Origin of the sequence: Methylobacterium aquaticum, assembly GCF_016804325.1 — a bacterium.
Classification (GTDB): Bacteria; Pseudomonadota; Alphaproteobacteria; order Rhizobiales; family Beijerinckiaceae; genus Methylobacterium; species Methylobacterium aquaticum_C.
On the sequence record NZ_CP043627.1, the window covers coordinates 19,339 to 46,067 of the forward strand.

The window sequence follows — 26,729 nt, forward strand, 5'->3', positions numbered from 1 at the left end:
ACATCCTCTGCCGCCGCGGCGGCCCTACGAGTACCTGACGAGGACTGCCGATGCGCACCTTTCGGTTTCGCCTCCAACCCGCCGCCCTCGCGGCCGGCATCCTCGGCCTCGGCACGATGTCGGGCTGGGGCGCCTACGCCATCTCCTCGTCGGGCAAGGCCGCGCTCCGGACCCAGCTGGCGGAGGTCGAGGGCCAGCGCGACACGCTCGCCGCGCGCGTCAAGCAGTTCCAGGACGTCGAGGCCGAGCTGCGCGACCGCCAGGCCAAGATCGCCGCGGCCCGGGACGAGATCGCCCAGCTTGGCGTCACCCGCGACAAGGCGAAGGCGCAGCTCGCCGCCACCCAGCGCGATCTCGCCTCGCTCAACAAGCGGCTCGACCTGGCGAAGGACAAGGTGACCCAGACCGGCAGCATCACGCCGCCCGCAGGCGAGGCGGCCAAGAAGCCGGCGCGTTGATCGGCATCACGCCGGCACGAGGTCCACGGCGTGATCCCGCGGATGCTGGAGCGCCGTCTCGGCCTCGCGGCGCGACAGGCGCTCGACCAGGGCGGCCCAGCGCATGCCCACTTCATGGTCGAGGGTGAGGCGCCCCGCCTCGTCGTAGCGGCGCCAGCCGCAGCGCGGCGCCCCGTCCGCCCCGATCTCGTCGTAGGTCTCGTAGCGCGCCACCAAGCGGTCGAGCCGGTCGTATTCCTGGTGGAACCAACAGATCCCGAACACCCGGCCGCCGCGGCCGAGCATTCCGGCGCTTTCCAGCCGGTGCTCGCCCGGGATGCGGAAGATGGTCTCGAAGGCGGGCGGCGCGCAGGTCATCGGGGATCTCCGTCGCAGGGCTGTCGAGGGAGCGGCGCCGGAAACGAAGGGGCGCCCAGTCGAGATGGCAAGTCGAAAGGCCGGGTCGGCGCCGGGATCCGGCGTCGAGAGTCGCACTGTTCGGGGCATGTCCCCGAGGTCGCGCGTTAATTATTCCTAAACAATTTGTGCGCTGCAACCATCCGGGCGTCAAGCCCGGATGATTCGTCCGACTCCGATGGGGATTACTGGCCCTTGGCGGCGATCGCCTCGGCCCAGGCGACCGAGCGGCGGGCCATCGGGATGTGCTGGCGCTCGAACATGCGGCCGTTGATCTGGATCGCGCCGCGCTTGGCGTTCTCGGGCCGCTCGTAGATCTCGATGACGGTGCGGGCGATCCTCACCTCGTCCTCGGTCGGCGCGAAGGCGGCGTTGGCCAAGGCCACCTGGCTCGGATGGATCAGCGTCTTGCCGTCGAAGCCGAGAACCCGGGCCTGCTCGCATTCCTCGCGGCAGCCGTCGAGGTCGGAGAAGTTGTTGTAGACGCCGTCGAGGATGGTCAGGCCCTCGGAGCGGGCGCCGGCGAGCGCCGTCATCAGCCACGGCATCATCGGGGCCCGGCCGGGCACGATCTGGGTCCAGGTGTCCTTGGCGAGGTCGTTGGTGCCGAGCACGAAGCAGGCGAGCCGGGTGCCCGGGTTGCGCCGGGCCGCCGCGATCGCCTGGATGTTGAGGATCGCCGCCGGGGTCTCGATCATCGCCCAGATCTTGATGCCGGGCGGCGCGTCGAGGGCCTCCAGCCGGTCGGCGATGTTCTCCAGCACCGCCGGGGAGGAGACCTTCGGCATCAGGATCGCGTCGGGCCCGGCCTCGATCGCGGCGCGCAGGTCGGCCTCGCCCCAGGGGGTCTGCGGCGCGTTGACCCGGATGATCAGCTCGCGGTCGCCGTAGCCGCCTTGGCGGACCGCGGCGCAGACCTGCTCGCGCGCCACGTCCTTGGCGTCGGGGGCGACCGCGTCCTCGAGATCGAGGATCAGCGCGTCGGCCGCGAGGCTGCGGGCCTTCTCGAGGGCGCGCAGGTTGGAACCCGGCATGTAGAGCACGCTGCGGCGGAGGCGGAGGTCGATCATCGCGAAACGGTTCCCTTGCGGTCCGCCCCTGCTTACGGCAGCGCCCGATTGCGTTGCAACATAGGCGCGCAACCGGGTGCCGCAGGCCGTCACGCGCCGGGATCGTTCTCCAGGAGGATCGGCCGGCCGTGCGGCGTCGCGGCGGCCGCGCGGGCGAAGGCCGCGCGGCGCGCCGCCAGGGCTGACGGGTCGGTCAGGCCGCGCTCGGCGAGCAGGGTCTCGATCGTGTCGAGCCACAGGGCGTAATCGGCCGGGCGGTCGCCGGCCCGGCCCAGCGCCTGCGCCCAGTCCGACCAGGTGAACAAGCCGGCATCGTGCAGCGACACCACCAGGGCGAAGGTCTGCGCCTCCCAGGGGGCGGCGAAGACCGGGGGCTCGGGCGGGCGGCTCATGCGGCGGCGACCCGGGCGGGTTCGAGGTAGCTCTCGAAGGCGTTGACCGAGACGGCGAGCCCCGGATCCGCGTCCTCGCCCCACAATTCGATTCCGGAGAACCGCACCGTGTAGAGCCATTGCGGCGCCTCGCCGGCGAAGGCGGCGTTGGAATCCGGGAAGACGAAGCCGCCATGAACCCGCTCGACCGTGCCGGTGCGGCCCCGCACGTAGCGCGGCAGGCGGGTGTGGCCGGTCGGGTTGACGATCTTGGCCCGTACCTCGTCGCCGGGGGAAAAGCGCGCGGGCGTCGCCACCGGGCGGTCGCTCGGGAAGCCGCGGGAGAACAGCGGCGCCACCTCCTCGGCCTTGAGCACCCGGGCGACCGGGGCCGGCGGCGTCAGGGCGGCGCCCGCCGCCAGTTCGCCGGCCTCGACGAGGCCGTGCTGCCGGACCTGCTTCTCCAGGGCCCGGAACCAGATCCGGTAATAGCTGGAGGTCAGGTACTCGCCGGGCGGCAGCGATTCGCGGGCGGCGCGGCTGGCATCGAGGTTCCAGGTGCCGGTGAGCCCCATCGCCATCGCCATGGCGAAGACCCGCTTCTCCCAGGGAGCGTGGAACCAGGGCTCGTCCGCCTCCAGCCCCAGCGGGCCGAAGCCCTGCATGCCGCCGAGATCCTGTCCGCCGTTCATGCGCGCACCACTTGGTCGGGGTTCAACGGGAGCCCGGTGCCGATCATCGAATCGCGGGTGATGAGGTCGGCGAGCGCCGCCTCGTCGAGGTGGTCGGTGCCGGGCGGGCGCATCGGCAGCACCATGTAGCGCAGCTCCGCGGTCGAATCCCAGACCCGGATCCGGGTCTCGGCCGGCAGCACCGTGCCGAACTCGGCGAGCACCCCGCGCGGGTCGATGACGGTGCGGGAGCGGTAGGGCGGCGACTTGTACCAGACCGGCGGCAGGCCGAGCACCGGCCAGGGATAGCAGGAGCAGAGCGTGCAGACGACGACGTTGTGCTCGTCCGGCGTGTTCTCGACCACCACCATGTGCTCGCCGCCGCGCCCGCCGACATCGAGCTCGCGCATCGCCGCGCTGCCATCCTCCAGGAGGCGGGCCTTGAAGGCGGGATCGACCCAGGCGCGGGCCACCACCCGGGCGCCGTTATGCGGCCCGACCTTGGTCTCATAGGTCTCGATCAGGGTGTCGAGGGCCGCCGGATCGACGTAGCCCTTCTCGACCAGGATCGATTCGAGGGCGCGCACCCGCAGGTCCATCGGCGACAATTCGCTGCCGTGCGGGTGATCGTGGTCGTGGTCGTGGTGATGATCGTGATGGTCGTGGCCATCGTGGTCGTGCGCCATGTCTGCCCTCCCCATGTCTGCCCTCCCTGAGCCGGGAGGATAAACGGGAGGCTCTCACGCCGCCACCGTCACGGACGCACGGCCGGGGTCTCGACGGCGAGGGGCGCGGCGCGCTGCATCAGGTAGAGGGTCAGTGCCACCGCCTCCGCCGAGCCGGGCGTGAACGGCTCGGCGCGCATGCCGGTGAGGCAATTGCGAAAGCGCCGCTCCAGCGAGCCGAGATCCTGCCATTCGAGCCGGTAGAGCGGATAGCCGGTCGGATGCCCCTGCGGGATCGTGGCCGCGCCGAGCCGCCGGCCGCGGTTCTCGTCGTGGCAGGCGGCGCAGGAGAAGCCGAGCTGGCCCATCGGCGTCGTGAACAGCCGCCGTCCCTCGGCCCGTGCCGGCGCGAGGCGGGCATCGTCCGGGGGCGCGATGGCGCTGCCCCGGGAGAGATGGCCGAGATACGCCGTGAGCGCCAGGAGGTCGCGGCCCTCCCGCGCCAGCGGCGTCGTACCCTGGTAGCGGGTGCGACAGAGATCGATCCGGCCCTCGATGTCGACCGGCCGGCCGGTCGCCGCGTCCCAGGCCGGGTAGCGGGCGGTCACGCCTTGCAGGGACGCCTCGGTGTGGCAACCGGCGCAGGCCGGGGCGCCGGGAGAGGGCGCCCGGGCGAACAGCTCGGCTCCGTCCTGCACCCAGAGCATGCCGGGATTGGCGGTGTCGTCGGCCTGCATCGCCCGGGTCTCGGGCGCCATCTCGTCGAAGCCGGAGCGTCGTTCGGCAGGGGGAATTTCAGCTGCTGCCGCCCCGCCGAGGAGCAGGCCTGCGAGGGCGAGGACGCTAAGGGCTTGGCGTCCTGGGGCGAATTCCAGAATCCCTTCTAGAATCAAGCGCGGGATCCCCTCTCCCGAGTGGGAGAGGGGTAGGGGTGAGGGTGGCTCGGCTGCCGTGTAAAGCTGAGAGTGTTGAGCTGCCAGCACGATGGTTCGAGCTTTACATGGAAGCGTGTCACCCTCACCCCCGACCCCTCTCCCACACGGGAGAGGGGAGACGCGCCATTCTTTTTCCCGGACAGACCGACACCGTCCGAGGGCGAAGTTCCCATGCGCGAGGGGCTTCATGGCCGCCGTCATTCCCGATTCCACCGCGTTAGGACTCCGCTGACCAAGACGCGCTACAAGGCAGGTCCCTCGATCGGATCCCACCCTTGCGCTATCCCCCCCATCTGCTCGAAGAGATCCGCTCCCGCCTGCCGGCCTCCGAGGTCGTCGGGCGGCGCGTGCGCCTCAAGAAGGCGGGGCGGGAATGGCGCGGCCTGTCGCCGTTCAACGCCGAGAAGTCGCCCTCGTTCTACGTGAACGACCAGAAGCAGTTCTACCACTGCTTCTCGTCCGGCAAGCACGGCGACATCTTCACGTTCCTGATGGAGACCGAGGGCGTCTCGTTCCCCGAGGCCGTCGAGCGCCTGGCCTCGGAGGCCGGGGTGGCCTTGCCCGCGCCGAGCGAGGCCTCGCGCGAGAGCGAGACGCGGCGGCGCGGCGCGCTCGAGGTGATGGAGCTCGCCTGCACCTTCTTCGAGGAGCAGCTGGCCGGACGGGCCGGGGGACGCGCCCGCGACTACCTCGCCGGCCGCGGGCTCGACGGCGAGATCGGCCGCACCTTCCGCCTCGGCTACGCCCCGCCCGAGCGCTACGGCTTACGCGACCACCTCGCCGCCCGGGACGTGCCGGCCGAGATGATGGTGGAACTCAACCTGCTCACCACCGGCGACGACATCAAGGTGCCGTTCGACCGCTTCCGCGACCGGGTGATCTTCCCGATCCGCGACGTGCGCGGCAAGGTCGTGGCCTTCGGCGGCCGCGGCATGAGCCCGGACGCGAAGCCCAAATACCTCAACTCCTCCGAGACGCCGCTCTTCCACAAGGGGCGGATGCTCTACAACCACCATGCGGCGCGCAAGGCAGCCCACGACAAGGGCCGGGTGATCGCCGTCGAGGGCTATGTCGACGCCATCGCGATGACGCTCGCCGGGCACCCCGAAGTGGTGGCCTCGCTGGGCACGGCGCTGACCGAGGATCAGCTCGCGCTGCTCTGGCGCATGGCCGACGAGCCGATCCTCTGCTTCGACGGCGACGGCGCCGGACGGCGCGCGGCCTACCGCGCCCTCGACGTGGCCCTGCCGGCGCTGCAACCGGGAAAATCGCTCCGCTTCGCCCTGATGCCCGAGGGGCAGGACCCGGACGACCTTCTGCGCACCGGGGGCCCGGGCGCCATCGACCGGGTGCTCGACGGGGCCCGGCCGCTCGTCGACGTGCTGTGGTCGCGCGAGACCGAGATGAGCCCGGTCGATACGCCGGAGCGCCGGGCCGGCCTCGCCCAGCGCCTGCGCGAGATCGTCAATGGCATCCGCGACGAGACCTTGAAGCGCTACTACCGCGACGACATCGAGGCCCGCCTGCGCGGGACGAGCCCCAATGGCGGCGGCCGGCGGGAGGGCGGGGCCGAGCGCCCGTACCGGGAGCGCACCCCCTTCGTGCCGCGCGGCCGCGGCGCCCCGCCGGCGCCGGTCTCGCCGCGGCTCACCGCCCGGGCGAGCCCGCTGCTCGCCCGCTCGTCGCTGTTCTCCGGCGGCTCGTCCTCGCGCGAGGCCCTGATCGTCGCCGCCCTCCTGGTCCATCCCGAATTGCTGGCCCGCGAGGCCGAGGAACTGGCCGAGGTCGAGTTCGAGGGCGCCGATGCCCGTTCGTTGCGCGGCGTGCTCCTCGATTTCGCGGCGGAGGGCGGGGCGAGCGACACGCGCTTCCTCGATGCCCGGCTGGAACGGGCCGGGCTCGCCGCGGCGGCGGGCCGCATCGCCGGCCTGGTGCGGCCCGGCGACCGCTGGGTGCTCGATCCGCATGCCGATCCGGTGCGGCTGGAGGACGCGCTTCGGCAGGCCGTGATCTTGCACCGCAAGGCCGGAACGCTACATAGCGAACTCCGGGCCGCCGAACGCGCCCTGGCGGAAGAGGAGAGTGAGGCGAATTTCGCCTGGCTGCGCGACGTGAAGACCCGCCTCTCCGTGGTGGCGGGCGCCGAAGCCGAGGCGGACGAGGCCCAGGAGGCCGAACCGTAAGACGCGGATTCGTGACGGAATCGTCCTGGTGCGGCGTTGCGCGTCACGCGCGGCTTGCGGCTTGCGTCGGGACTAGTTAACGGCAAGTCGGTCGATTGGCTTGCACATTTGCGTGAGATCTGGGGCGGCTCGTGCGCCGCCGGACGAGACATCACGGTGCCGGCACGGCGGGAGTCTCCCCCGCCCGGGCACTGCCGACACCGGGAAGCATAGGCTGAGCATGGCGACGAAGGCAACGGAACGAGACGAGACCGAGGCGGCCCCCGAGCCGCAGACCGACGGCCCGCTCCTCGACCTGACGGATGCCTCCGTCAAGCGGATGATCAAGCTCGCCAAGAAGCGCGGCTATGTCACCTACGACGAGCTGAACGAGGTGCTGCCCCAGGAGGAGTTCACCTCCGAGCAGATCGAGGACGTGCTGGGCCAGCTGTCGGAGCTGGGCGTCAACGTGGTCGAGGCCGAGGAGGCCGACGACCAGCAGGGCGAGGCCCCGGCCCAGGAAGGCGCCGAGGAGGAGGAGCCGAGCGAAGGCGGCGAGGTGGCCGAGGTCGCCGCCGCCCGCCCGGTGGCCCTGCGCGCCGAGACCGCCAAGGAGCCGACGGATCGCACCGACGATCCGGTCCGGATGTACCTGCGCGAGATGGGCTCGGTCGAGCTTCTGTCCCGCGAGGGCGAGATCGCGATCGCCAAGCGGATCGAGGCCGGGCGCGAGGCGATGATCGCCGGCCTGTGCGAGAGCCCGCTGACCTTCCAGGCCATCATCATCTGGCGCGACGAGCTCGTCGACGGCCGGGTGCTCCTGCGCGACATCATCGATCTCGAGGCCACCTATGCCGGCCCCGACGGCCGCGCCGGCCCCGCCGAGGGCGAGGTCGAAGGCGAGGGCGACGAGGAGGCCGAGGGCGAGACCCCGCCGGACGGCGAGGGCGACGAGGACGACCTCGAGAACAACGTGTCGCTCTCGGCGATGGAAGCCGAGCTGAAGCCGCGCGTCCTCGAGACCTTCGACGCGATCGCCGAGAACTACCGCAAGCTGCGCAAGGTCCAGGCCGAGCAGGCAGAGACCCGGCTGAAAGGGGCCGCGGCCTCGGAGTCGCAGGGCCAGCGCTATTCCGAGCTGAAGAACACCGTCGTCGCCGACGTGAAGTCGCTGTCGCTGAACTCGAACCGCATCGAGGCGCTGGTCGAGCAGCTCTACGACATCAACAAGCGCCTGATCTCGCACGAGGGCCGCCTGATGCGCCTCGCCGAGAACCACGGCGTCGCCCGCGACGAGTTCCTGCGCCACTACCAGGGCTACGAACTCGATCCGCACTGGGTCGAGCGGGTGGCCAAGCTCGGCGGCAAGGGCTGGAAGAACTTCACCGAGCGCGGCGCGGTCAACATCCTGACGCTCCGCGAGCAGATCATCTCGCTCGCTTCCGAGACCGGCCTGGAGATCCAGGAATACCGGAAGATCGTCCACATGGTCCAGAAGGGCGAGCGCGAAGCCCGCCAGGCCAAGAAGGAGATGATCGAGGCCAACCTGCGGCTGGTGATCTCGATCGCCAAGAAATACACCAACCGCGGCCTGCAATTCCTGGACCTGATCCAGGAGGGCAATATCGGCCTGATGAAGGCCGTGGACAAGTTCGAGTACCGCCGCGGCTACAAGTTCTCGACCTACGCGACCTGGTGGATCCGGCAGGCGATCACCCGCTCGATCGCCGACCAGGCCCGCACCATCCGCATCCCGGTCCACATGATCGAGACGATCAACAAGATCGTCCGGACCTCGCGCCAGATGCTGCACGAGATCGGCCGCGAGCCGACCCCGGAGGAGCTGGCCGAGAAGCTGGCGATGCCGCTGGAGAAAGTGCGCAAGGTCCTCAAGATCGCCAAGGAGCCGATCTCCCTCGAAACCCCGATCGGCGACGAGGAGGATTCCCACCTCGGCGACTTCATCGAGGACAAGAACGTCGTCCTGCCGATCGACGCGGCGATCCAGTCGAACCTGCGCGAGACCACCACCCGGGTGCTGGCCTCGCTCACCCCCCGCGAGGAGCGGGTGCTGCGCATGCGCTTCGGCATCGGCATGAACACCGACCACACCCTCGAGGAGGTCGGGCAACAGTTCTCGGTGACCCGCGAGCGCATCCGCCAGATCGAAGCCAAGGCCCTGCGCAAGCTCAAGCACCCGAGCCGGTCCAGGAAGCTGCGGAGCTTCCTCGACAACTGAGCTTCGACATTCGATCGGACGAGAAGGCCCGGGAGGCGACCGCCCCCGGGCCTTCTTCGTTACGGCATCGGCGCCACGATCCGCGCCACGGCGCGGCGCACCAGCGGCAGGACGAGCAGCAGGGTCGGGAAGGCGACGAGCCAGGAGAAGCCCCAGGCCCGCGGCCAGTGCCACAGCGCCTCGGGGGTCGGCCCGAGGGTGAGCAGGGTCGCGAGACCTGAGACGATGCAGGTCATCATCACCGACAGGAGGAACGCGGTGACGAGCGGTGCGGCGGAAGCCGGCAGGCGACGGAATGAGGTTAAGGACAGCATGGCACGTCTTTCGGAACGGGCGGTCCGGCCCGGACGAGGCATTGCGCACCGCCCGGCGAAAATCCACCCGGGGAGTGCGTTGCTTGACGTGAGACGCTTACGGCCGGCCGAGACACGGGCCCGGCGACGGATTCGTCCCTAGCAGGCGCAGGGTCAAATGCCAAGCCGGCGGGCCAGTCGCCCCCGGCCAAGCCTTGCCGACCCGCCCGGCAGCGCCCATGTCATCAGCCATGTCCGACCAGCCTTGCCCCGCCCCCGCTCCGACGCCCACGGCCGCGGCGGATGGATCGGAGGCGAGCGACATCCCGATCGGCCTGTTTCGCGATTGCGTGGCGCTCCGCGACTGGCTGCTCAGCGAGGGCGCGCGGCTGCCGGAATCCGGCGATCTGCTGGCCGGCATGGCCGAGCGGCTGAACGCACTCGGCGTGCCGGTCGACCGGGCCACCACCGCCATCGACGCGCTGCACTCGGACTATTCCGGCGTCGGCCGGTTCTGGACCCGGGAGGACGGCGTCAGCTTCCGCCTCTTCCCGCATGGCGAGGTCACCGAGCAGGCGCTGGCCCGCAGCCCCTTCGCCCATGTCTACGGCACCGGCGAGTGGCTGATCCTCGACCTGCGCGAGACCCCGGACGATCGCTACAGCATCATTCCGGAATTGAAGGCGGCGGGGTACACCCATTACATCACCGTACCGCTGTTCTTCACCAACGGCACCAAGAACGGCGTCACCTTCGCGACCCGGGATCCGCGCGGGTTCGGCGACGACGACCTCGCCATCCTGCGCTTCATCATCCCGACCCTGTCGGCGGTGATGGAGATGCGCGGCCTCAACGCCCGTCTCGACCACGTGCTCAGGGTCTATGTCGGCGACGGGCCGCACCAGGCGATCCTGGCCGGCTTCATCCGCCGCGGCCAGGTCGAGCGGATCCGCTCGGCGATCCTGTTCGCCGACATGCGCGGCTACACCCACCTCACCGACGCGCTCACCCCGGAGGCCTCGGTGGAATTGCTGAACACCTATTTCGACTGCCTGGTGCCGCCGATCGAGAGCGAGGGCGGCGAGGTGCTGAAATACATGGGCGACGGCCTGCTCGCGATCTTTCGCGAGAGCGGCGACGATCTCGGCGGCGCGGCGCAGGGCGCGCTCTCGGCGGCGCAGGCCGCGCTCCGCCGGGTCGACGAGGCCAACCGCGCCGGGCGATTCCCCACCCGCATCGAGATCGGCATCGCGCTCCATCACGGCGAGGCGGCCTACGGCAATGTCGGCTCCGGCGCGCGCCTCGATTTCACGGTGATCGGCCGCGACGTGAACCTCGCCAGTCGCCTGGCCAAGCTCAACAAGGTCCTGTCCGAGCCGCTCCTGATGTCGAAGCCCTTCGTCGACTTCCTGTGGGGCGACCCCGAACTGCTCGGCACCCATCCCCTCGACGGCATCGCCGAGGAGATGGCGATCTATCGTCCGGGCAAAGGCGGTTGACCGAAGGCGGTTGACGAAGGCGAGCCGGCTCGCCACATTCCGGCCGTTCCAGGGAGATCCCCGGCAAGGGGCTGAGACACCGCTGGACCAAGAGCCTTCGGCTTTTCGGTCGGCGCGGAAATCCTTCGAACCTGATCCGGCTCATACCGGCGTAGGGATTGGACAGGGTCCGCCAGGATCCGAGCGCGCATCATCCGGCAATCGGGCGCCGTCCACTCTCTTCGGGCCACCGTGGAGACGAGGGTGCACGCGCAGACGATCGGACGGCGAGGCGGACCGTCCGAGATCCCAGACAGAGACCGCTTGCCGGAGCGCGCCGAAGGTCCGGTCGATGCGGCGGTGATCGGCGCCGGGCTGATCGGCCTGTCGATCGCGTGGCGCCTGGCGCGGGCCGGTCTCGCCGTCGCGGTGATCGAGCGCGGACGAGCCGGCGACGGCGCGAGTCTCGCCGCCACCGGCATGCTGGCGGCGGCCGCCGAGCACGAGCCCGGGGGCGAGGCCCTGTCGCCGCTCTGCCTCGAGAGCCAGCGCCTCTGGCACCGGTTTCGCGACGAACTCGAAGCCGAATCCGGCCTCACCATCGATTACCGCCGCGAGGGTACCCTCGTGATCGCGCTCGGCCGCGACGAGGTCGAGCGCCTGCGCTTCCGCCACGAGCTGCAGCGCCGCGATCATCTCGCCGTCGAGTGGCTGTCCGGACCGGCGGTGCGCGCCCGCGAGCCCGGCCTGCGCCCCACCGTCACCGCGGGCCTGTTCTGCCCCGACGACCACCAGGTCGATCCGGCCCGGGTGATGGCGGCCCTGCGCTTGGCCTTCCGCGCGGCCGGCGGCCGGCTGATCGAGGAGACCGCCGTCACCGCGCTCACCCGCGAGGCCGGCCGGGTCACCGGCATCGAGACCACGGCGGGCACGGTGCGGGCCGGCACGGTGGTGCTGGCCTCCGGCGCCTGGGCCGGGGAGGGGAACCTGGTGCCGGACCTCGCGCTCCCGGTGCGCCCGTTGAAGGGCCAGTCGATGGCGCTCCAGATGACGCCGCGCAGCGGCTCCCTCTCGCACGTGGTCTGGACCGAGCAGGTCCACATGGCCCCGAAGGGCGACGGCTCGCTCATCGTCGGCGCCACCGTGGAGGAGACGGGCTTCGATCCCCACCTCACCGCCGGCGGCGTCTTCGCCCTGCTGGAGGGCGCCCGGCGCGCCTTGCCGGGGGTGGAGGAGATGCGGGTGTCGGGGGTCTGGAGCGGCTTTCGCCCGACCTCCGACGACGACGCCCCGATCCTCGGCGAGGCCCTGCCCGGCCTCGTGCTGGCCGCCGGCCATCACCGCAACGGCTACCTGCTGGCGCCCGTCACCGCCGAAGCCGTCTCCACCCTGATCCTGCGCGGCGAGACGCTGCCGGTGGCCGCGCCCTTTGGCCTGTCCCGGTTCGCCCGTGTTTCCGGAGTCCCCGCATGAAGCTCCTCGTCAACGGCGAGCCCCGCGAGAGCGAGGCCGCCACCCTCGACGCCCTTTGGCGCGCCGAGACCGCCGACCTCGACTTGAGCGGCCCGCAAGGCTTCGCCATCGCGCTGAACGGCGCGGTGGTGCGCCAGCGCGACTGGGCCGGCACGGCGCTCGAGGAGGGCGACCGCGTCGAGATCGTGCGGGCGATGCAGGGAGGGTAGCGGTTGCGAGATCGTGCGATGGGGTCGCGCTGCATCACCGGTGCTTTCTTCATCCCACCCTCGACCTCATCCTGAGGTGTCAGTCGATCGAAGATCGACTGACCTCGAAGGAGGGCTCCAGCTGGCTCGGAGATTTCTGGAGCCCTCCTTCGAGGCCGCTACGCGGCACCTCAGGATGAGGTGGTGGGTCGGAGATCAGGTATCCGTTGCTAGGAATCAGCAGGCGGAGACATCTCTTCATGAACGCCTTCGTCTACATCCTGCGATGCGTCGACGAGAGTTACTACGTCGGCTCGGCACGCGGTGAGACCCTCGACAAGCGCCTAGGCGAGCACTAGGCCGGCACCTATCCCGGCTACACGCGCGAGCGCCGGCCCGTGACACTCGTCTATGCTGAAATGTTCGAGCGCATCACGGACGCGATCGCGATGGAACGGCGCATCAAAGGCTGGAGCCGCGCCAAGAAGGAAGCGCTGATCCAAAGTGACTGGGACCGCCTCAAGCACTTGGCCAGACGGAACTGCGTGCAGAATAAGTCAGATTTAGGTGCGATTGGTCATCAGGAGTTGCCGACAACGCTCGACGTTGTTGGTGATTCCCACCCTCCAACCTCATCCTGAGGTGCTAGCGCATGCGAGCCTCGAAGGAGGGCTCCAGAAGGCACTGCGATCCCTGGAGCCCTCCTTCGAGGCTCGTTTCACTCGCACCTCAGGATGAGGTCGTGGGTGGGACATCGGCGAAACGCTCGTACGAACTATCTATGAAATCCGGAGAAACCCCATGACCGACACCCCCGACGATCCCTTCGTCATCGCCGGCACCACCCTGTCCTCGCGCCTCCTCATCGGCACCGCCGGCTACCCGACGCAAGCCATCATGAGCGAGGCGGTGCGGGCGAGCGCGGCCGAGGTGGTGACGGTCTCGATCCGCCGCATCTCGCTCCACGGCCATGGCTCGGACACGGTGGCGCGGCTCAAAGGGGCACGCTTCCTGCCCAATACCGCCGGCTGCGAGACCGCCCGCGACGCCGTGATGACGGCGGAGCTGGCGCGCGAGGCGCTCGGCACCCACTGGATCAAGGTCGAGGTGATCGGCGACCGCGAGACGCTGTATCCCGACGTCGCCGAGACGATCGAGGCCACCCGCCAGCTGGTCGATTCCGGCTTCACGGTGCTGCCCTATTGCAACGACGATCCCGTCGTGTGCAGCCGGCTCGCCGATCTCGGCGCCGCCGCGGTGATGCCGATGGGCTCGCTGATCGGGTCGGGCATGGGGGTGGCCAATCCGGCGAACCTCGAACTGATCTGCCGGCGCTCGCCGGTGCCGGTGATCGTGGATGCCGGCATCGGCACCGCCTCCGACGCGGTGATCGCGATGGAACTGGGAGCCGCCGCGGTGCTCCTCAACACCGCCGTCGCCAAGGCCGACGATCCGGTGCGGATGGCCCGCGCCATGCGCCACGCCGTCGAGGCCGGGCGCCTCGCGCATCTCGCCGGCCGCATTCCGCGTCGCGCCCGCGCCGAGCCGTCGAGCCCGCAACTCGGCCTCGTCGGCTCGTGAGCCTGCCCGCCCGCCTGCTGGTCGTCACCGACCGGCATGGCTGCCCGGAGCCCCTGGGCGACCGCGTCGCCGCCTGCCTCGCGGCGGGCGCCCGCTGGATCTGGCTGCGCGACCGCGACCTGCCCGCCCAAGAGCGCGCGGCCCTGGCCGAGACCCTGGCCGGCGAGGTGGCGCGGGTGGGTGGCGCCCTCACCATCGGGCGCGACGTGGACCTGGCGGCGCGGGTCGGGGCTTCGGGCGTCCAGCTCGGCGAGGCTTCCGCCGTGGTGCCGGCTCGGGCGCGCCTCGGGCGCGGCGTCCTGCTCGGCGTCTCGGCCCATTCCCTCGCCGAGGTGCGGGCCGCCCGGGAGGCGGGGGCGGATTACGTGACCCTGAGCCCGATCTTCCTGACCGCCAGCAAACCGGGCTACGGGCCCGCGCTCGGGGTGGGTGTCTTGCGGGAGGCGGCGGGGGTGATGCCGGTCGTGGCGCTTGGCGGCGTCGATCCCGGAACGGCCACGTCCTGCCGCGAGGCGGGGGCTGCCGCCGTCGCGGTGATGGGGGCGGTGATGCGGGCGCCGGAGGTCGGGGTGCTGGTCCCGGCCCTCCTGTAGGGCCGCACCCGCTCCCCGGTCCTCCTCCGGCGTGTTCCGTTCAGGCCATCCACCGCATCACGATCAGCACCGTCGTGACGGTGACGGCGCCGCCGATGCGGGTCGCGATCTGGGCGAACGGCATCAGCTGCATCCGGTTGGCGGCGGTGAGGATGGCGACGTCGCCGGTGCCGCCCTGGCCGGAATGGCAGGCATTCACGATCGCGGCCTCGATCGGGTACATGCCGAGGCGGCGGCCGACGAAGGCGCCGGTGGCCATCAGGGTGAACACCGTCGCGATGATGGTGATCAGGTTCGGGACCGTGAAGGCGGACATCAGCTTGTCCCACGGGGTCAGCGAGACGCCGATGGCGAAGAGCAGCGGATAGGTCATGCCGGTCTGCACGAACTTGTAGACGACGAAGCCGCCCGCCTGCAGATGCGGCGAGACCGCGCTCGACAGCTTCGCCAGCACCGCCAGGAACAGCATCGCGACCGGGGCCGGCAGGCCGATCACGTGGTGCAGCATCACGCCGAGCAGGTAGAGCGTCACCGCCGTGAGCCCCGCCGCCGCGATGGTCGAGACGTCCATGGCGCCGCCGCCCTTCTCGGCGGTCACCGCCTCGTCCTTGGGATCCATGTCGTCGTGCTCGCCCGGCTGCAGGCGGCCTTCGCCGGTCAGGTGCGGGTATTTCTTGCCGACGAAGTTCAGGATGCCCGAGAACACGATGGCCGTGAGGCTGCCGAGCATGACCGGCGGCAGCACCTGGGCGAACAGGTCGCCCTGGGAGGCGCCCAGGATCGCCGCATAGCCGATCGAGAGCGGGATCGCGCCCTCGCCGACGCCGCCGGCCATGATCGGCACGACGATGAAGAAGAAGGTGTGGTAGGCGCCCAAGCCCAGCGCCGTCCCGACCAGCGTGCCGACGAGGCCGGCGGCGATCGACCCGATGCCGAGCGGCACGAAGATCTTCAGGAAGCCCTTGATCAGCACGCCGCGGTCCATGCCGAGGATGCTGCCGACGATGATCGCCGCGATGTAGAGGTAGAGGAAGTTCGTGAACTTTGTGAAGTCGATGATCGACTTCTCGATCTGCGGCGGGATCAGCTTGTAGTAGGCGAGCGCCGAGGGGATGAAGGTGGCGAAGATGGCGCCGGCGCCGATGTTGCGCAGGATCGGCAGCCGCTTGCCGATCTCGGCGCAGGTGAAGCCGCCGAGCACCAGGACGGCGATCATCGTCGGCGCATCGGGCTTGATCTCGCGCTCGAGGGTCAGGATCGTCAGGAGCGCGGCCAGGATCAGGTAGACCGGGATCGGGATGATCCCGATCTTGACGTCCATCAGACGCCACCAGCCCTGCGGCCAGAATTTCCTGGAATCCGGCGGCGTCGTCTCGGCAACCGGGGCCGTGTGTCGAGCCGTCGTGTCGTGGGTCTTGGCGAGATCTGCGGTCCCCGATGCCATCGGTGGATCCTCCCGAAAGATGTTGTTGCTGCGTGGTTTTCTTGTCGAATGACGGTCTTGCCGGCCCGCCTCGGAGGGCGGGCCTTGGGCGCGGCGGCGCGATGAGGGGCCTGCCGTCCGGGCCGACGGGGTCTCGTGCGAGGGGCCGGGGGGCCCGCATCCGCGGTCGAGCCATGAGGTGACGTGGTGAGGCGGTCAGGCGGGCGTCCGTGACCGGCGTGGTTTCCTCCAGGATTCGTTGGGAGCCGCGGTAGCGGCCGAACCTGTCGGGAACCTGTCAAAGACCGGGGCGTGGAAGACAGTTCGAACCGTGAACCCCGCGGGCGACGGTGCGGTCACCCGTCCCGTCGTGCCGGACGTGATGCGGAACGACGCAGGCCTCGACGAGGTCGACGGCGCCCTCGCGCCGGACGCGCTCCCGGCGGTCGAACAGATTCCTGAGCACGGTTGCGTTCGGCATGATCGCCTCCCTCTGCCCGCCCAACCGCTCGGCAGGCGTCTTGCCAGTTCGGTCGGACCTGGGCTCGGGTGTGGCGGGCGACGGCGTACTGCCATGGTGCAAGGGGGCGTGGAGCCGCCACGACTCCCCATCCCCCGCAGACCTGCTATACGCGGCACCATCTCCGGCACCGGGCGCGGGCCGCCCCGGCTGAACCGGCCGATGCGAATGGCCATATCTCGTTCATGATCTCGATCCCGTCCGACCGTCTCGACGCCATCCTGGCTCGCCACGACATCGTCACCGCCACCCTGAGCGCCGGCGAGGCCGAGGCGGAGAGCTTCGTGCAGCTCTCGCGCGAACTCTCCGAGCTCGATTCCGTCGTCGAGGCGATCCGCGCCTTCCGGGCCGCCGAGAGCGCCCTGCGCGGCGTCGAGGAGATGATCGAGGAGGGCGACCCCGAGATGCGGGCGCTCGCCGCGGAAGAGAAGCCGGAGGCCGAGGCCGCCCGCGACGCCGCCGCCCGGGCGCTGCAGCTCCTGCTTCTCCCCAAGGACGCGGCCGACGAGAAGAGCGCCATCCTCGAGGTGCGCGCCGGCACCGGCGGCGACGAGGCGGCGCTCTTTGCCGGCGACCTGTTCCGGATGTATTCGCGCTACGCCGACCTGAAGGGCTGGCGGGTCGAGGTCATCTCCGAGAGCCCCGGCACGATGGGCGGCTACCGCGAGGTGGTGGCCGAGGTGAAGGGCCGCGGCGTCTTCGCGCGCATGAAGTTCGAGAGCGGCGCCCACCGGGTGCAGCGCGTGCCCGACACCGAGACGCAGGGGCGCATCCACACCTCCGCCGCCACCGTGGCGGTGCTGCCGGAGGCGGAGGAGGTCGACATCCAGGTCAACGAATCCGACCTGAAGATCGACACGATGCGGGCGCAGGGCGCCGGCGGCCAGCACGTCAACAAGACCGAATCGGCGATCCGCATCACCCACGTGCCGAGCGGCATCGTGATCTTCGTCCAGGAAGAGCGCTCGCAGCACAAGAACCGCGCCCGCGCCATGGCGCTGCTGCGCGCCAAGCTCTACGACCAGGAGCGCAGCCAGAAGGACGCCGCCCGGGCCGCCGACCGCAAGTCGCAGGTCGGCAGCGGCGACCGGTCCGAGCGGATCCGCACCTACAACTTCCCGCAAGGCCGGGTCACCGATCACCGCATCAACCTCACCCTCTACAAGCTGGAGGAGGTGATCGCCGGCACCGCCCTCGACGAGGTGGTGGACGCGCTGATCACCGAGCACCAGGCCGCCCTCTTGGCCGCCGAGGGGATGGCGTGATCGCGATCGACCCGGGGTCGAGCCGGGTCGCGGCCCGGGCCGGGGCCACGGATGCGCTCGCGGCCCACGGCATCGAGACCGCTGCCCTCGATGCCCGCATCCTGGTCGAGGAGGCGTTGGGCATCACCGCCACCGACCTGGCGCTCCGCGGGGCCGAGCCGGTCGGCGAGGCGGGCGCCGCGCTTCTGACCGCGTATCTCGCCCGGCGCGTGGCGGGCGAGCCGGTGGCGCGGATCATCGGTGCCTGGGAATTCTGGGGGCTGCCCTTCGGGCTCTCGCCCGAGACCCTGGTGCCGCGTCCCGACACCGAGACCCTGGTCGAGGCGGCTCTCCGCTCGAGGCCCGAGGGCCCGGCCCGCATCGCCGATCTCGGGACCGGCTCCGGCTGCATCCTGGTGGCGCTTCTCACCGAATGGCCGCACAGTTTCGGGATCGGCCTCGACCGCTCGCCCGGCGCGCTCAGCACCGCCCGGGCCAATGCCGCCCGCAACGGTGTCGCCGACCGGGCCGCCTTCGTCGCCGGCGACTGGGCCGCCTCCCTCATGGGGCCGTTCGACCTCGTGGTGGCGAACCCGCCCTACATCGCCAGCGCGGTCATCGCCGGCCTGTCCGGGGAGGTGCGGGACCACGATCCGCGGCTGGCGCTGGATGGCGGAGCCGACGGGCTCGACGCCTACCGCACCATCCTGGCCCAGGTGCCGCCCCTCCTGGCGCCGGGCGGGCATCTCCTGGTCGAGATCGGCTACGACCAGGAGGCGGCGCTGCGAGGGCTCGCCGCCGCCCACAATCTGCGGGCGGAGGTGCGACGTGACCTCGCCGGGCATCCCCGGGTGGTCGTGATGACGGCAGGGATCGGATCCTGATGGGGATTCTTGAGGTTCCTGTGGCCTTTGTTCGCGAAATCGACGTCAGGTGACTTGGCGGAGCCGGCCGAACCCGCTAACGTCCCGGGGCAGATCGTGAACGGTCCGGACCACACAGCCAGGCTCAGTTCTCAGGCGCGACATCGAGCGCGGACCTTTGGACGATCTTCCACCACCGGGCAGACCAATGAGCGCGTAGGCGGTCCGGTGCCCCGCATCTGTGGATCGACGATGGCCGGATCGTGAGACGGCCCGCGGTCGCACAGGGCAAGGCGGACATCGCTGCGGAGACGGAACATGGCCCGGCAGAGGCCGCCCGGCTCCGCGGACGAAGACCCGCCGCGCGCGCGAAGTCCCGCCCTTCAAGTCGTCGAAGAGGGTCAGTCGAGGCCGATGAGACCGAACCAGAACAGGCGTATGCGTGGCCGCAACCGCACCAACACTAAGGGGCCGAACCCGCTGACCCGGGCCTACGAGTCGAACGGCCCCGACGTGAAGATCCGCGGCACCGCCCAGCACATCGCCGAGAAATACGCCCAGCTCGCCCGCGACGCCCAGGCGAGCGGCGATCCCGTGATGGCCGAGAACTACTTTCAGCACGGCGAGCACTATTTCCGCATCATCACCGCGGCGAACGAGCAGTACCGTCAGCAGTACGGCGCCAATTACGGCCGCCAGGGCTACGACGACGAGGATGACGGCGACGACGAGGGCGCGCCGGCGAACGGCTACCCGCAGCAGGAGCGCGGTGGCGCCAACGGCTACGCCCAGTCCGGCTACGGCGCCGCCGACGAGTACGGCGATCCCGGCCAGCAGCCGCAGCCCTACGACAGTCGCGGCGACGACCGCCCGTCCCGCTTCGACCGGCAGGACCAGTCGCGGCAAGACCACCAACGGCAGGATCAACAGCGTCAGGACCGGCCCGACCGGCAGGAGCGCCGCGAGCGGTTCCAGAATCGCCAGGAGCGCCAGCAGCGCGACCGCCAGGAGCGGGTCGAGCAGCGAGCCGATCGCCAGGATCGCCCCGACAGGCAAGATCGCCCCGACAGGCAAGACCGTCCCGACAGGCAAGATCGCTCTGACCGTCAGGACCGGGCCGACCGCCAGGATCGCCCCGATCGCCAGGATCGCTCCGAGCGACAGGACCTGTCCCGGGCCGAGCAGCCCCGTCAGGAGCCGGTGCGGCAGGAGAGCCCGAGGCAAGAGAGCCCGAGGCAAGAGAGCCCGAGGCAAGAGGCTCCGAGACAGGAGGGCTACCGCGAGGGCGGCCGCTCCGAGTTCCGCCGCGAGCGCCGCCGCGAGGAGCCCCGCTCCGAGCCGATCCTGGCCGCCGACGAGCCGACCGGCCTGCCGGCCTTCCTGACCACCCCGGTGCGTCCCCCCGCTCCCGCGCCCGCACCGGTCGAGGAGGCGCCGCCGGCTCCTCCCGCCACCCCGGTCGAGGCCGAGGGCGAGGCCCCGGCGCCGCGTCCGCGCCGCCGCCGCCGCACCCGGTTCGAGGGGGTCGAGGGCGAGCCCGCGGGCGAGCTGTTCCCGAAGCCCGCCGAGCCGTCGGGCGAGTAGGATCCACCGCCGAGCGAGAGTGGCGCCCGGCCTCCGGCAACGGAGGCCGGGCGCCATGCATTCGGGCCCCATACATTCGGCCCACATGCATTCGGGCCCCGAGGGCGATTTTTGCGCCGCCGCCGGTGGCGTTTCTCTCGGCCCTGCCTACCTGCCGCCGTGACACGAGCCACAGGCGGAGCGCAGCATGACCCACCACCCCGCACTCGCGAAGGGCCGCGTCGCGGTCGTCACCGGCGCGGCGAGCGGCATCGGCCTGGCCGCCGCCACCGCCTTCGCCCGGGCCGGCATGCGGGTGGTGCTGGCCGACCTTCCCGGCGAGACCCTGGACCAGGCCGGCCGCGCCGTCGCGGCGGCCTCTCCCGGCGGCGAGGCGGATGTCCGCGCGGTGCCGACCGACGTGACGAAGCCCGAGGCGCTGGAGGCCCTGCGCCGGGAGGCCGGATCCCTCGGATCCGTCGCGCTGCTGATGGCCAATGCCGGCATCGAGGCCGGCGGGCGCTTCTCCTCCGATTCCGCGACCTGGCACCGCATCATCGACACCAACCTGTGGGGCGTCATCAACGCCATCCAGGCCTTCGTGCCGGGGATGATCGAGGCGGGGCAGCCGGGCGCGGTGATCGTCACCGGCTCGAAGCAGGGCATCACCACCCCGCCTGGCAATACGCCCTACAACGTCAGCAAGGCGGGCGTGAAGGTGACGACGGAGGCGCTGGCGCACGAGCTGCGCGAGGCGCACTCGCCCGTCACCGCCCACCTGCTGATCCCGGGCTTCGTCTATACCGGCCTCACCCGCGCCCGCGGCGTGACCGAGAAGCCGGCCGGTGCCTGGACGCCGGAGGAGACCGTGGATTTCCTCCTCGACAAGATGGCGGCTGGCGACTTCTACATCCTCTGCCCGGACAACGAGACCACCCGGGAGATGGACGAGAAGCGGATGCGCTGGTCCGCCGACGACGTGATTCGCAACCGCCCGGCCCTGTCGCGCTGGCACCCCGACCACAAGGCGGCCTTCGCGGCCCATATTGAGGCGCCGCTGGAGGGCGGGGGCAGGGGAGCGGACGAGGGCATCAAGGAGCCTGCGGCCACGCCGGCCTCGTTCTAGGCAGCGTTGCGTTGGCAGGCCGACGCTTCGCCCGCTCGGGTTCTCGCATTCCCGCAGATTTTCCGTGCCGGACCGGTCACCGCTTCGGGGAAATCTGCCGAGATGCAAGACGGCTGCGCCGGCCTGATCTCCCGCTCGGATCCGTGGCGATCAGACCTGCCGGGCGAGGCCCTCGGCGCAGATGGTGGGCGGAACCTCGCGACGGCGATCGAGGAAGCGGCTGAACCGCCCCGTGCTTCTAAGAGCCTGTTTGATCGACTCACGCACTTACTCCCACGCACCACCTCATCCTGAGGTGTCAGTCGATTGAAAATCGACTGACCTCGAAGGAGGGCTCCAGGGATCGCGAAGATGTCTGGAGCCCTCCTTCGAGGCTCCTTTCAGTCGCACCTCAGGATGAGGTCGCGAGGGGGATGGAAAAAGTTCGTTGCAGGTAAATTTTCGCAAGTCAAACAGGATCTGAGAGACGGTTCTATCCCGGATCGGTCGGATGACGCATTTTCGACGATCGACCATCCGCTTCTCAAGACAATGACATATTATTTTTTCCACATAATATTCTAGTATTCGTACCTATCGATCTGCATGCGGGTTCAAATATCTCGATGTCGTTTCGGGTTACGCTACGCATCATCGGGATGACATCGAGGATTTCGATCCCGCCGGCCAACTCGCACAGTCTCTCGACGAGAATCTTCCCGGTCCGTCCTGCGCAGCGTGGGGGAAGGGTTGGCCTGCCGTGACCGGTGCTCCTGCCGTGTCGCCCCCTCTGCGGCAGCATGATCGGGCGCAAGCCGAGGGCTGGGTCGCCCCGTCGGCATGGTAGCCGGCACCGGCCCCGGCGAGAGGGCCTGTCCCGATCGGCACCTGCAGGCGGCGGTGATTGAACCAGCCGGCCTTCGGCCGCGACGGCCCGGGTCTCGCCGAGCCCGCTCTCACGATGCCTTAACCATGCCGACCTACGCTTGCGGCCGCTCTCGCCTTCTCGCCCAAGGAGTGGTTCGTGCGCGCGGCAACCGTCATCGTCCTCTCCCTGGCAGCCCTGCCCGCGCTCGCTCAACCCGAAGCTCCGATCCGCGGCGTCGTGCGCGCGGTCCGGGATGCCAGCGTCGCGACGGACCTCAACGCCCGCATCCTGACGCTGCCGTTCCGCGAGGGGACGTCGTTCAACGCCGGCGATACGCTCGTCACCTTCGACTGCGATCGGACCGAGGCGGAATCCCGCGCGGCCGAGGCCGAGACCACGGTCAACCGCATCGCCTTCGACAACGCGCAAGCGCTCGACCGTCGCCACGCCATCGGGCGCATCGAGGTCCAGGCCGCCAAGGCGCGATGGGAGAAGGCCCGGGCCTCCGCGGAAGCCCTGCGCGTCAGGGTGCGCGATTGCCGGATCGTCGCGCCGTTCGCGGGCCGCGTCGCCGAGATGCGGGCGCGCGAATACGAGATGCCGGTGGCCGGCCAGCCGCTTCTCCGGATCGTCGATGCCACCGCCCTCGAGATCGACCTGATCGTGCCCTCGGCCTGGCTCGCCTGGCTGCGGGCCGCCGCTCCTCTCAACGTGAAGGTCGACGAGACCGGCAAGACCTATCCCGCCAAGGTGATCCGCACCGCGGCTGCCGTCGATCCGGTCTCCCAGACGATCAGGATCACCGCGGCCTTCGCCCCCGGCGACACGTCGGCGGTGCTGCCCGGCATGAGCCTCGACGCCACCTTCGACCGTCCGACCCACTGACATGGCCGCCACCATGGCCGTGCCGCAGCCCAATCCCAAGCCTGACCCCAGTTCCAAGCCCGAGTCCGGGGGCCGCCGCGTCCACGTCCATCCCGCGGGCGGCACGGTTCCGCGGGGACCGGAACCGGTCGGCGCTGAGGATGCGAGCGCCGGCTTGCGCCAGCTCCTCGCCGTCGAGGCGAGCTTCCGCCAGGCCCCGGACCGCGACGCGCTCGGCCTTGCCCTCGTCAACGAGAGCGTCACGCTGGTGCGGGCGCGCCAGGGCTTCCTCCTGCGGACGGATCGCCTCGGCGGTCTCACCGTCGAACGGGTGTCCGGCACGATCCAGGTCGAGCGGCACGCCCCCCTCCTCGCCTTCGTCGAAGCGGCCGTCGCCGCGATCCCCAGGGAGGCGCGCGCCGCACCCCGGAGCATCGATCTCGCGACCTCGGAGGCCGAGGAAGCCCGGACCTATCCCTTCCGCCACGCCCTCTTCGTGCCCCTGCGCGATCGGTCGGGCGGCGTGGTCGGCGGCCTGCTGCTGACGCGCGAGCGGACCTTCGACGAGGCCGACGCGGCCCTGGCCTTGCGGCTTGGCCAGACCGGCGCCCATGCCCTCCTGGCGCTGCGCCCGCCGCTCCTGCCGCGCCTGTCGGGAAACCTGCGCAAGCCCGCCCTCGTGGCGGCCGGACTGGTCCTCGCCGGTCTCGCCTGTCCGGTCTCGATGACGGTGCTGGCCCCGGCGACGATCACGGCGGAGCGGCCCTTCGTGGTCGCGGCGCCGATCGAGGGCATCATCGAGGAGATCGTGCCGGCGCCGAACGCCGCCGTCGCCGCGGGCGACCTCGTCCTGCGCTACGTCGACACCGCCCAGCGCAACGCGCTCGCGGTGTCCGAGCGCGAGGTCCAGGTCGCCGATGCGCGCCTCCGGCAGGTGACGGTGGGGGCCTATGCCGAGGAGCGGGTCCGGCGCGAGATCGGGCAGGCCCGCGCCGAGCTCGCCCTGAAGGTGGCCGAACGGGATTTCGCCCGCGAGACCTTCGCCCGGACGCAAGTTCGCGCCGAGCGCGCCGGCATCGCGGTCTATGCCGACCGCAAGGAGTGGTACGGCAAGCCCGTCGCCGCCGGGCAGCGCATCCTGGAGATCGCCGACCCGGGGAACGTGGAGATCCGCATCGACCTTCCGGTCTCCGACGCCATCGCGCTCGCTCCGGGCGGCCGGGTGCGGGTCTTCCTCGATACCGATCCCCTCAACCCGGTGGAGGCGCAGATCGACCAGGTGACGCCGGTCGCGCGCTTGACCGAGGCCGGCGTGCTCGCCCACCGCATCGTCGCGAAGCTGCCGGCCGGCGCGCCGGCACCGCGGCTCGGCGCCCGCGGAACGGCGCAAGCCTACGGATCGACGGTGCCGTTCGGGTTCACGCTCCTGCGCAAGCCGCTCGCGTTCCTGCGCCAGAAGGTCGGCCTGTGACCCGCGGGGACCCGGCGGAGGGCCAGCCGCTCACGGCCCTGCGCGAGGATCTGCGGATCGAGCGCGGGGCGGTCCCGGGCGATGGCGGCCCGGCGCCCTGGCTCCTCTACGATCCCCTGGCGCACCGCTACTACGAGATCGACGAAACCGGCCTCGCCTTCCTCCAGGCCTGGCGGACCGGCCTCACGCCTGCGGATCTCGCCGACGCCGCCGGAGAGGCCCTCGGGCGGGCGGTCGGGCCGGACGAGGTCGCGGCGTTTCGCGGCTTCTGCGAGGCCAACGGGCTCGTCGCGCATCGCGGCGGCTGGCAGGCATTGGTGCGGCAGGCGGCGTCCCGCCGGCACGGGCTCGGCGCCTGGCTCCTGCACAATTACCTGTTCATCCGCATTCCCCTGGTGCGGCCGCAAGGCTTCCTCGATCGCACCCTGCCCGTCGCCCGCTGCCTCGCCGACCGGCGCAGCCTGGCGGCCATCGCGCTCGCCGGGCTGCTCGGTCTCTACCTGGCGATGCAGCAATGGGACACGTTCCGGGCGACGTTCCTGGAGTTCTTCACGCCGGAAGGTCTGGTCTTCTATCTCGCCGCCCTCGTCGCCGTGAAGGCGCTGCACGAACTCGGCCACGCCTACACCGCCACCCATTACGGCTGCCGCGTCCCCAGCATGGGCGTCGCCCTCATGGTGCTGGTGCCGGTGCTCTACACCGACACCACCGATGCCTGGCGCCTGCGCGACCGCCGGCAGCGCATCGCCATCGACGGCGCCGGGGTCGCGGTGGAACTCGCCGTGGCGGCCCTCGCGACGCTGGCCTGGTCGTTCCTGCCGGACGGGACGGCGCGCTCCGTCGCCTTCTTCCTCGCCACGACCGGCTGGGTGATGAGCGTCGCGATCAACCTCAGCCCGCTGATGCGCTTCGACGGCTACTACATCGCCGCCGACCTGTTCGGCGTGTCGAACCTCCAGCCCCGCGCCTTCGCGCTCACCACCTGGGCGTTGCGCGAGATCCTGTTCGGGCTCGGCGATCCCTGCCCCGAGAGCTGGAGCCCGCGCCGGCGCTGGGGCGTGATCGCCTACGGCGTGGCGGTCTGGATCTACCGGCTGGTGCTGTTCACCGGCATCGCCGTGATGGTCTACACCCTGGCCTTCAAGGTCCTCGGCCTGCTGCTCTTCGCCGTCGAGATCGGCGTGTTCGTCCTCCGGCCGATCGTTCGCGAGACGCTGTTCTGGTGGCGGAACCGCCGCCGCATCGCCCCGAATGGGCGCGTGCGCATCACCGGGGCGGCGCTTGCCGTCGTTCTGCTGCTGCTCGTCCTGCCGGTCTCGGGCCGGGTCGAGATCCCGGCCATCGCCGAGCCGGAGCGGACCGAGCGCCTCACGGCCGTGGCCGCCTCCCGGATCGAGACCGTGGAGGTCGCGCCGGGCGAGTCCGTCAGCGCCGGACAGGTTCTGATGCGGCTGCGCTCGCCGGCCCTCGACCACGATCTGGAGGCCGCGCGCATCCGCCTCGCCCTCGTCGAGATGAAGCAGGATCGCCGCGCCGCCGATCCGCAGGACCGGGCCGGCGGCCTCGTCCTCGACGGCGAGGGGAACGCGCGGCGCGAGGCCGTTCGCGGACTGGAGCGGCGCCACGACGAACTGGTGATCCGCGCCGCCTTCGACGGCATCGTCGCCGAGATCGAACCGGACCTGCATCCCGGCCGCTTCGTCGGCAGGGGCGAGGAACTCGGGACCCTCGTCTCGAACGGACGCCGCCAGGTGCGCGGCCTCGTGCCGGAGGACGCCATGGCGCGGCTCTATCCCGGCGCCTCCGGCACCTTCGTGCCGGACGATCTCACCACCGGCTCGATCCCGGTCACCGTCACCTCGGTGTCCGCCGCCGCGGTCGCCGTCGTGGAGATCCCTTCGCTGCTCTCGACCCTGGGTGGTCCGGTCGCCGTGCGCGAGGAGAAGGGCGTCGGTCCGGTGCCGGTCGAGGCCCAGTACACGGTGGTGCTGAACCGGCCCGACGACGAGTTGCGCCTGTCCGGCACACCCGCCGTGGTGCGCGGCCTCGTCACGGTCTCCGGCCGTCGCGAGAGCACCGCCGCCCACGCGTTTCGGCGGATCGCCGCCGTTCTCGTCCGCGAGAGCGGCTTCTGAACGCCGACAAGGGTGGCTTGCCCCACTCTTCCTTAACCATGCCGGCTCACGCTCGCCCGCGCGGAACGCGCCATGCGGTCCCGTCGCGAGCTTAGAGCGG

The 26,729-nt window shown here is 70.8% G+C and carries 24 protein-coding genes, 1 pseudogene and 1 riboswitch; of the genes and pseudogenes, 16 read left to right on the forward strand and 9 right to left on the reverse strand.

Annotated elements, in window-relative coordinates; translation table 11 throughout:
- Positions 1-50: 50 nt before the first annotated feature.
- Positions 51-458 (forward strand): hypothetical protein, encoded by a 408-nt coding sequence (locus F1D61_RS00115; RefSeq protein ID WP_203155988.1) that lies wholly within the window; start codon positions 51-53, stop codon positions 456-458.
- Positions 459-464: 6 nt separating this feature from the next.
- On the opposite strand, the gene F1D61_RS00120 is transcribed toward F1D61_RS00115, so the two are convergent.
- The 6 genes from F1D61_RS00120 to soxA form a co-directional block, all read right to left on the reverse strand.
- The gene (locus F1D61_RS00120; RefSeq protein WP_203155989.1) at positions 465-815 is read right to left on the reverse strand and encodes a hypothetical protein; all 351 of its coding nucleotides are present in this window, start codon (positions 813-815) and stop codon (positions 465-467) included.
- A 224-nt stretch (positions 816-1,039) separates the two neighbouring features.
- Positions 1,040-1,924 (reverse strand): HpcH/HpaI aldolase/citrate lyase family protein, encoded by an 885-nt coding sequence (locus tag F1D61_RS00125; RefSeq protein WP_203155990.1) that lies wholly within the window; start codon positions 1,922-1,924, stop codon positions 1,040-1,042.
- A gap of 89 nt (positions 1,925-2,013) precedes the next feature.
- Positions 2,014-2,316: a nitrile hydratase accessory protein gene (locus F1D61_RS00130; protein WP_203155991.1), complete on the reverse strand. Its 303-nt coding sequence runs from the start codon at positions 2,314-2,316 to the stop codon at positions 2,014-2,016.
- The gene (gene nthB, locus F1D61_RS00135; protein WP_203155992.1) at positions 2,313-2,987 is read right to left on the reverse strand and encodes a nitrile hydratase subunit beta; all 675 of its coding nucleotides are present in this window, start codon (positions 2,985-2,987) and stop codon (positions 2,313-2,315) included. The genes F1D61_RS00130 and nthB overlap by 4 nt, the downstream gene beginning before the upstream one ends.
- Positions 2,984-3,652, reverse strand: coding sequence for a nitrile hydratase subunit alpha (gene nthA, locus F1D61_RS00140; protein ID WP_203155993.1), 669 nt, complete (start codon positions 3,650-3,652; stop codon positions 2,984-2,986). The genes nthB and nthA overlap by 4 nt, the downstream gene beginning before the upstream one ends.
- A gap of 68 nt (positions 3,653-3,720) precedes the next feature.
- Positions 3,721-4,389, reverse strand: coding sequence for a sulfur oxidation c-type cytochrome SoxA (gene soxA / locus F1D61_RS00145; RefSeq protein ID WP_203155994.1), 669 nt, complete (start codon positions 4,387-4,389; stop codon positions 3,721-3,723).
- A gap of 452 nt (positions 4,390-4,841) precedes the next feature.
- Between soxA and dnaG the strand changes: the two genes are divergently transcribed.
- Positions 4,842-6,749, forward strand: coding sequence for a DNA primase (gene dnaG / locus F1D61_RS00150; RefSeq protein ID WP_203155995.1), 1,908 nt, complete (start codon positions 4,842-4,844; stop codon positions 6,747-6,749).
- Positions 6,750-6,969: 220 nt separating this feature from the next.
- Positions 6,970-8,967, forward strand: a complete 1,998-nt coding sequence (gene rpoD, locus F1D61_RS00155; RefSeq protein WP_203155996.1) for an RNA polymerase sigma factor RpoD — start codon at positions 6,970-6,972, stop codon at positions 8,965-8,967.
- 59 nt (positions 8,968-9,026) lie between these two features.
- Here the strand turns inward: rpoD and F1D61_RS00160 are convergent, their stop codons facing one another.
- Positions 9,027-9,281 carry a DUF2798 domain-containing protein gene (locus F1D61_RS00160; protein WP_203155997.1) on the reverse strand — a complete coding sequence of 85 codons (255 nt, stop codon included), beginning with the start codon at positions 9,279-9,281 and terminating at the stop codon, positions 9,027-9,029.
- 230 nt (positions 9,282-9,511) lie between these two features.
- On the opposite strand from F1D61_RS00160, the gene F1D61_RS00165 reads away from it, so the two are divergent.
- The 6 genes and pseudogenes from F1D61_RS00165 (at position 9,512) to F1D61_RS00190 (ending at position 14,573) form a co-directional block, all read left to right on the forward strand.
- Positions 9,512-10,759, forward strand: a complete 1,248-nt coding sequence (locus tag F1D61_RS00165) for an adenylate/guanylate cyclase domain-containing protein (RefSeq protein WP_203155998.1) — start codon at positions 9,512-9,514, stop codon at positions 10,757-10,759.
- Between the two features lie 41 nt (positions 10,760-10,800).
- A riboswitch (TPP riboswitch) is annotated at positions 10,801-10,935 on the forward strand.
- Between the two features lie 67 nt (positions 10,936-11,002).
- Entirely contained in the window at positions 11,003-12,211 is a 1,209-nt protein-coding gene (gene thiO, locus F1D61_RS00170) for a glycine oxidase ThiO (RefSeq protein WP_203155999.1), read from the forward strand.
- Positions 12,208-12,420 carry a sulfur carrier protein ThiS gene (thiS, locus tag F1D61_RS00175; protein ID WP_203156000.1) on the forward strand — a complete coding sequence of 71 codons (213 nt, stop codon included), beginning with the start codon at positions 12,208-12,210 and terminating at the stop codon, positions 12,418-12,420. Before thiO ends, thiS begins: the two co-directional genes overlap by 4 nt.
- 239 nt (positions 12,421-12,659) lie before the next feature.
- A pseudogene (locus F1D61_RS00180) lies at positions 12,660-12,938 on the forward strand (GIY-YIG nuclease family protein); the annotation flags it as partial.
- 262 nt (positions 12,939-13,200) lie between these two features.
- A complete protein-coding gene (locus F1D61_RS00185) occupies positions 13,201-13,980 on the forward strand; it encodes a thiazole synthase (protein WP_203156001.1) in 780 nt (259 codons plus the stop codon).
- Complete coding sequence (locus F1D61_RS00190) at positions 13,977-14,573, forward strand: thiamine phosphate synthase (protein ID WP_203156002.1); 597 nt, start codon at positions 13,977-13,979, stop codon at positions 14,571-14,573. Before F1D61_RS00185 ends, F1D61_RS00190 begins: the two co-directional genes overlap by 4 nt.
- 40 nt (positions 14,574-14,613) lie before the next feature.
- On the opposite strand, the gene F1D61_RS00195 is transcribed toward F1D61_RS00190, so the two are convergent.
- Positions 14,614-16,017 (reverse strand): 2-hydroxycarboxylate transporter family protein, encoded by a 1,404-nt coding sequence (locus tag F1D61_RS00195; RefSeq protein WP_203156003.1) that lies wholly within the window; start codon positions 16,015-16,017, stop codon positions 14,614-14,616.
- 277 nt (positions 16,018-16,294) lie between these two features.
- Complete coding sequence (locus tag F1D61_RS00200; RefSeq protein ID WP_203156004.1) at positions 16,295-16,477, reverse strand: hypothetical protein; 183 nt, start codon at positions 16,475-16,477, stop codon at positions 16,295-16,297.
- Positions 16,478-16,701: 224 nt separating this feature from the next.
- Here F1D61_RS00200 and prfA point away from each other — a divergent pair, with 224 nt between their 5' ends.
- From prfA to F1D61_RS00235, 7 genes are all read left to right on the forward strand, one after another.
- Positions 16,702-17,781 carry a peptide chain release factor 1 gene (gene prfA / locus F1D61_RS00205; protein WP_203156005.1) on the forward strand — a complete coding sequence of 360 codons (1,080 nt, stop codon included), beginning with the start codon at positions 16,702-16,704 and terminating at the stop codon, positions 17,779-17,781.
- Positions 17,778-18,644, forward strand: coding sequence for a peptide chain release factor N(5)-glutamine methyltransferase (gene prmC / locus F1D61_RS00210; protein WP_203156006.1), 867 nt, complete (start codon positions 17,778-17,780; stop codon positions 18,642-18,644). The genes prfA and prmC overlap by 4 nt, the downstream gene beginning before the upstream one ends.
- A gap of 417 nt (positions 18,645-19,061) precedes the next feature.
- The gene (locus tag F1D61_RS00215) at positions 19,062-20,207 is read left to right on the forward strand and encodes a DUF4167 domain-containing protein (protein ID WP_203156007.1); all 1,146 of its coding nucleotides are present in this window, start codon (positions 19,062-19,064) and stop codon (positions 20,205-20,207) included.
- Positions 20,208-20,394: 187 nt separating this feature from the next.
- Entirely contained in the window at positions 20,395-21,312 is a 918-nt protein-coding gene (locus tag F1D61_RS00220; RefSeq protein ID WP_203156008.1) for an SDR family NAD(P)-dependent oxidoreductase, read from the forward strand.
- Positions 21,313-22,315: 1,003 nt separating this feature from the next.
- Positions 22,316-23,044 (forward strand): efflux RND transporter periplasmic adaptor subunit, encoded by a 729-nt coding sequence (locus tag F1D61_RS00225; protein WP_203156009.1) that lies wholly within the window; start codon positions 22,316-22,318, stop codon positions 23,042-23,044.
- Between the two features lies 1 nt (position 23,045).
- A complete protein-coding gene (locus tag F1D61_RS00230; protein WP_203156010.1) occupies positions 23,046-24,494 on the forward strand; it encodes an HlyD family efflux transporter periplasmic adaptor subunit in 1,449 nt (482 codons plus the stop codon).
- Positions 24,491-26,629, forward strand: a complete 2,139-nt coding sequence (locus F1D61_RS00235; RefSeq protein WP_203156011.1) for an HlyD family efflux transporter periplasmic adaptor subunit — start codon at positions 24,491-24,493, stop codon at positions 26,627-26,629. Before F1D61_RS00230 ends, F1D61_RS00235 begins: the two co-directional genes overlap by 4 nt.
- Positions 26,630-26,729 lie beyond the last annotated feature (100 nt).

Excerpts from the sequence above, each read along its gene's own strand:
- soxA (WP_203155994.1), bottom strand. The coding sequence starts at position 4,389 with ATGGCGCCCGAGACCCGGGCGATGCAGGCCGACGACACCGCCAATCCC.
- F1D61_RS00130 (WP_203155991.1), bottom strand. The coding sequence starts at position 2,316 with ATGAGCCGCCCGCCCGAGCCCCCGGTCTTCGCCGCCCCCTGGGAGGCG.
- F1D61_RS00125 (WP_203155990.1), bottom strand. The coding sequence starts at position 1,924 with ATGATCGACCTCCGCCTCCGCCGCAGCGTGCTCTACATGCCGGGTTCC.
- F1D61_RS00165 (WP_203155998.1), top strand. The coding sequence starts at position 9,512 with ATGTCCGACCAGCCTTGCCCCGCCCCCGCTCCGACGCCCACGGCCGCG.
- F1D61_RS00230 (WP_203156010.1), top strand. The coding sequence starts at position 23,046 with ATGGCCGCCACCATGGCCGTGCCGCAGCCCAATCCCAAGCCTGACCCC.
- F1D61_RS00220 (WP_203156008.1), top strand. The coding sequence starts at position 20,395 with ATGACCCACCACCCCGCACTCGCGAAGGGCCGCGTCGCGGTCGTCACC.
- rpoD (WP_203155996.1), top strand. The coding sequence starts at position 6,970 with ATGGCGACGAAGGCAACGGAACGAGACGAGACCGAGGCGGCCCCCGAG.
- F1D61_RS00200 (WP_203156004.1), bottom strand. The coding sequence starts at position 16,477 with ATGCCGAACGCAACCGTGCTCAGGAATCTGTTCGACCGCCGGGAGCGC.
- F1D61_RS00185 (WP_203156001.1), top strand. The coding sequence starts at position 13,201 with ATGACCGACACCCCCGACGATCCCTTCGTCATCGCCGGCACCACCCTG.
- F1D61_RS00115 (WP_203155988.1), top strand. The coding sequence starts at position 51 with ATGCGCACCTTTCGGTTTCGCCTCCAACCCGCCGCCCTCGCGGCCGGC.
- F1D61_RS00195 (WP_203156003.1), bottom strand. The coding sequence starts at position 16,017 with ATGGCATCGGGGACCGCAGATCTCGCCAAGACCCACGACACGACGGCT.
- prfA (WP_203156005.1), top strand. The coding sequence starts at position 16,702 with ATGATCTCGATCCCGTCCGACCGTCTCGACGCCATCCTGGCTCGCCAC.
- thiS (WP_203156000.1), top strand. The coding sequence starts at position 12,208 with ATGAAGCTCCTCGTCAACGGCGAGCCCCGCGAGAGCGAGGCCGCCACC.
- F1D61_RS00120 (WP_203155989.1), bottom strand. The coding sequence starts at position 815 with ATGACCTGCGCGCCGCCCGCCTTCGAGACCATCTTCCGCATCCCGGGC.
- F1D61_RS00160 (WP_203155997.1), bottom strand. The coding sequence starts at position 9,281 with ATGCTGTCCTTAACCTCATTCCGTCGCCTGCCGGCTTCCGCCGCACCG.
- nthA (WP_203155993.1), bottom strand. The coding sequence starts at position 3,652 with ATGGCGCACGACCACGATGGCCACGACCATCACGATCATCACCACGAC.
- nthB (WP_203155992.1), bottom strand. The coding sequence starts at position 2,987 with ATGAACGGCGGACAGGATCTCGGCGGCATGCAGGGCTTCGGCCCGCTG.
- F1D61_RS00215 (WP_203156007.1), top strand. The coding sequence starts at position 19,062 with ATGCGTGGCCGCAACCGCACCAACACTAAGGGGCCGAACCCGCTGACC.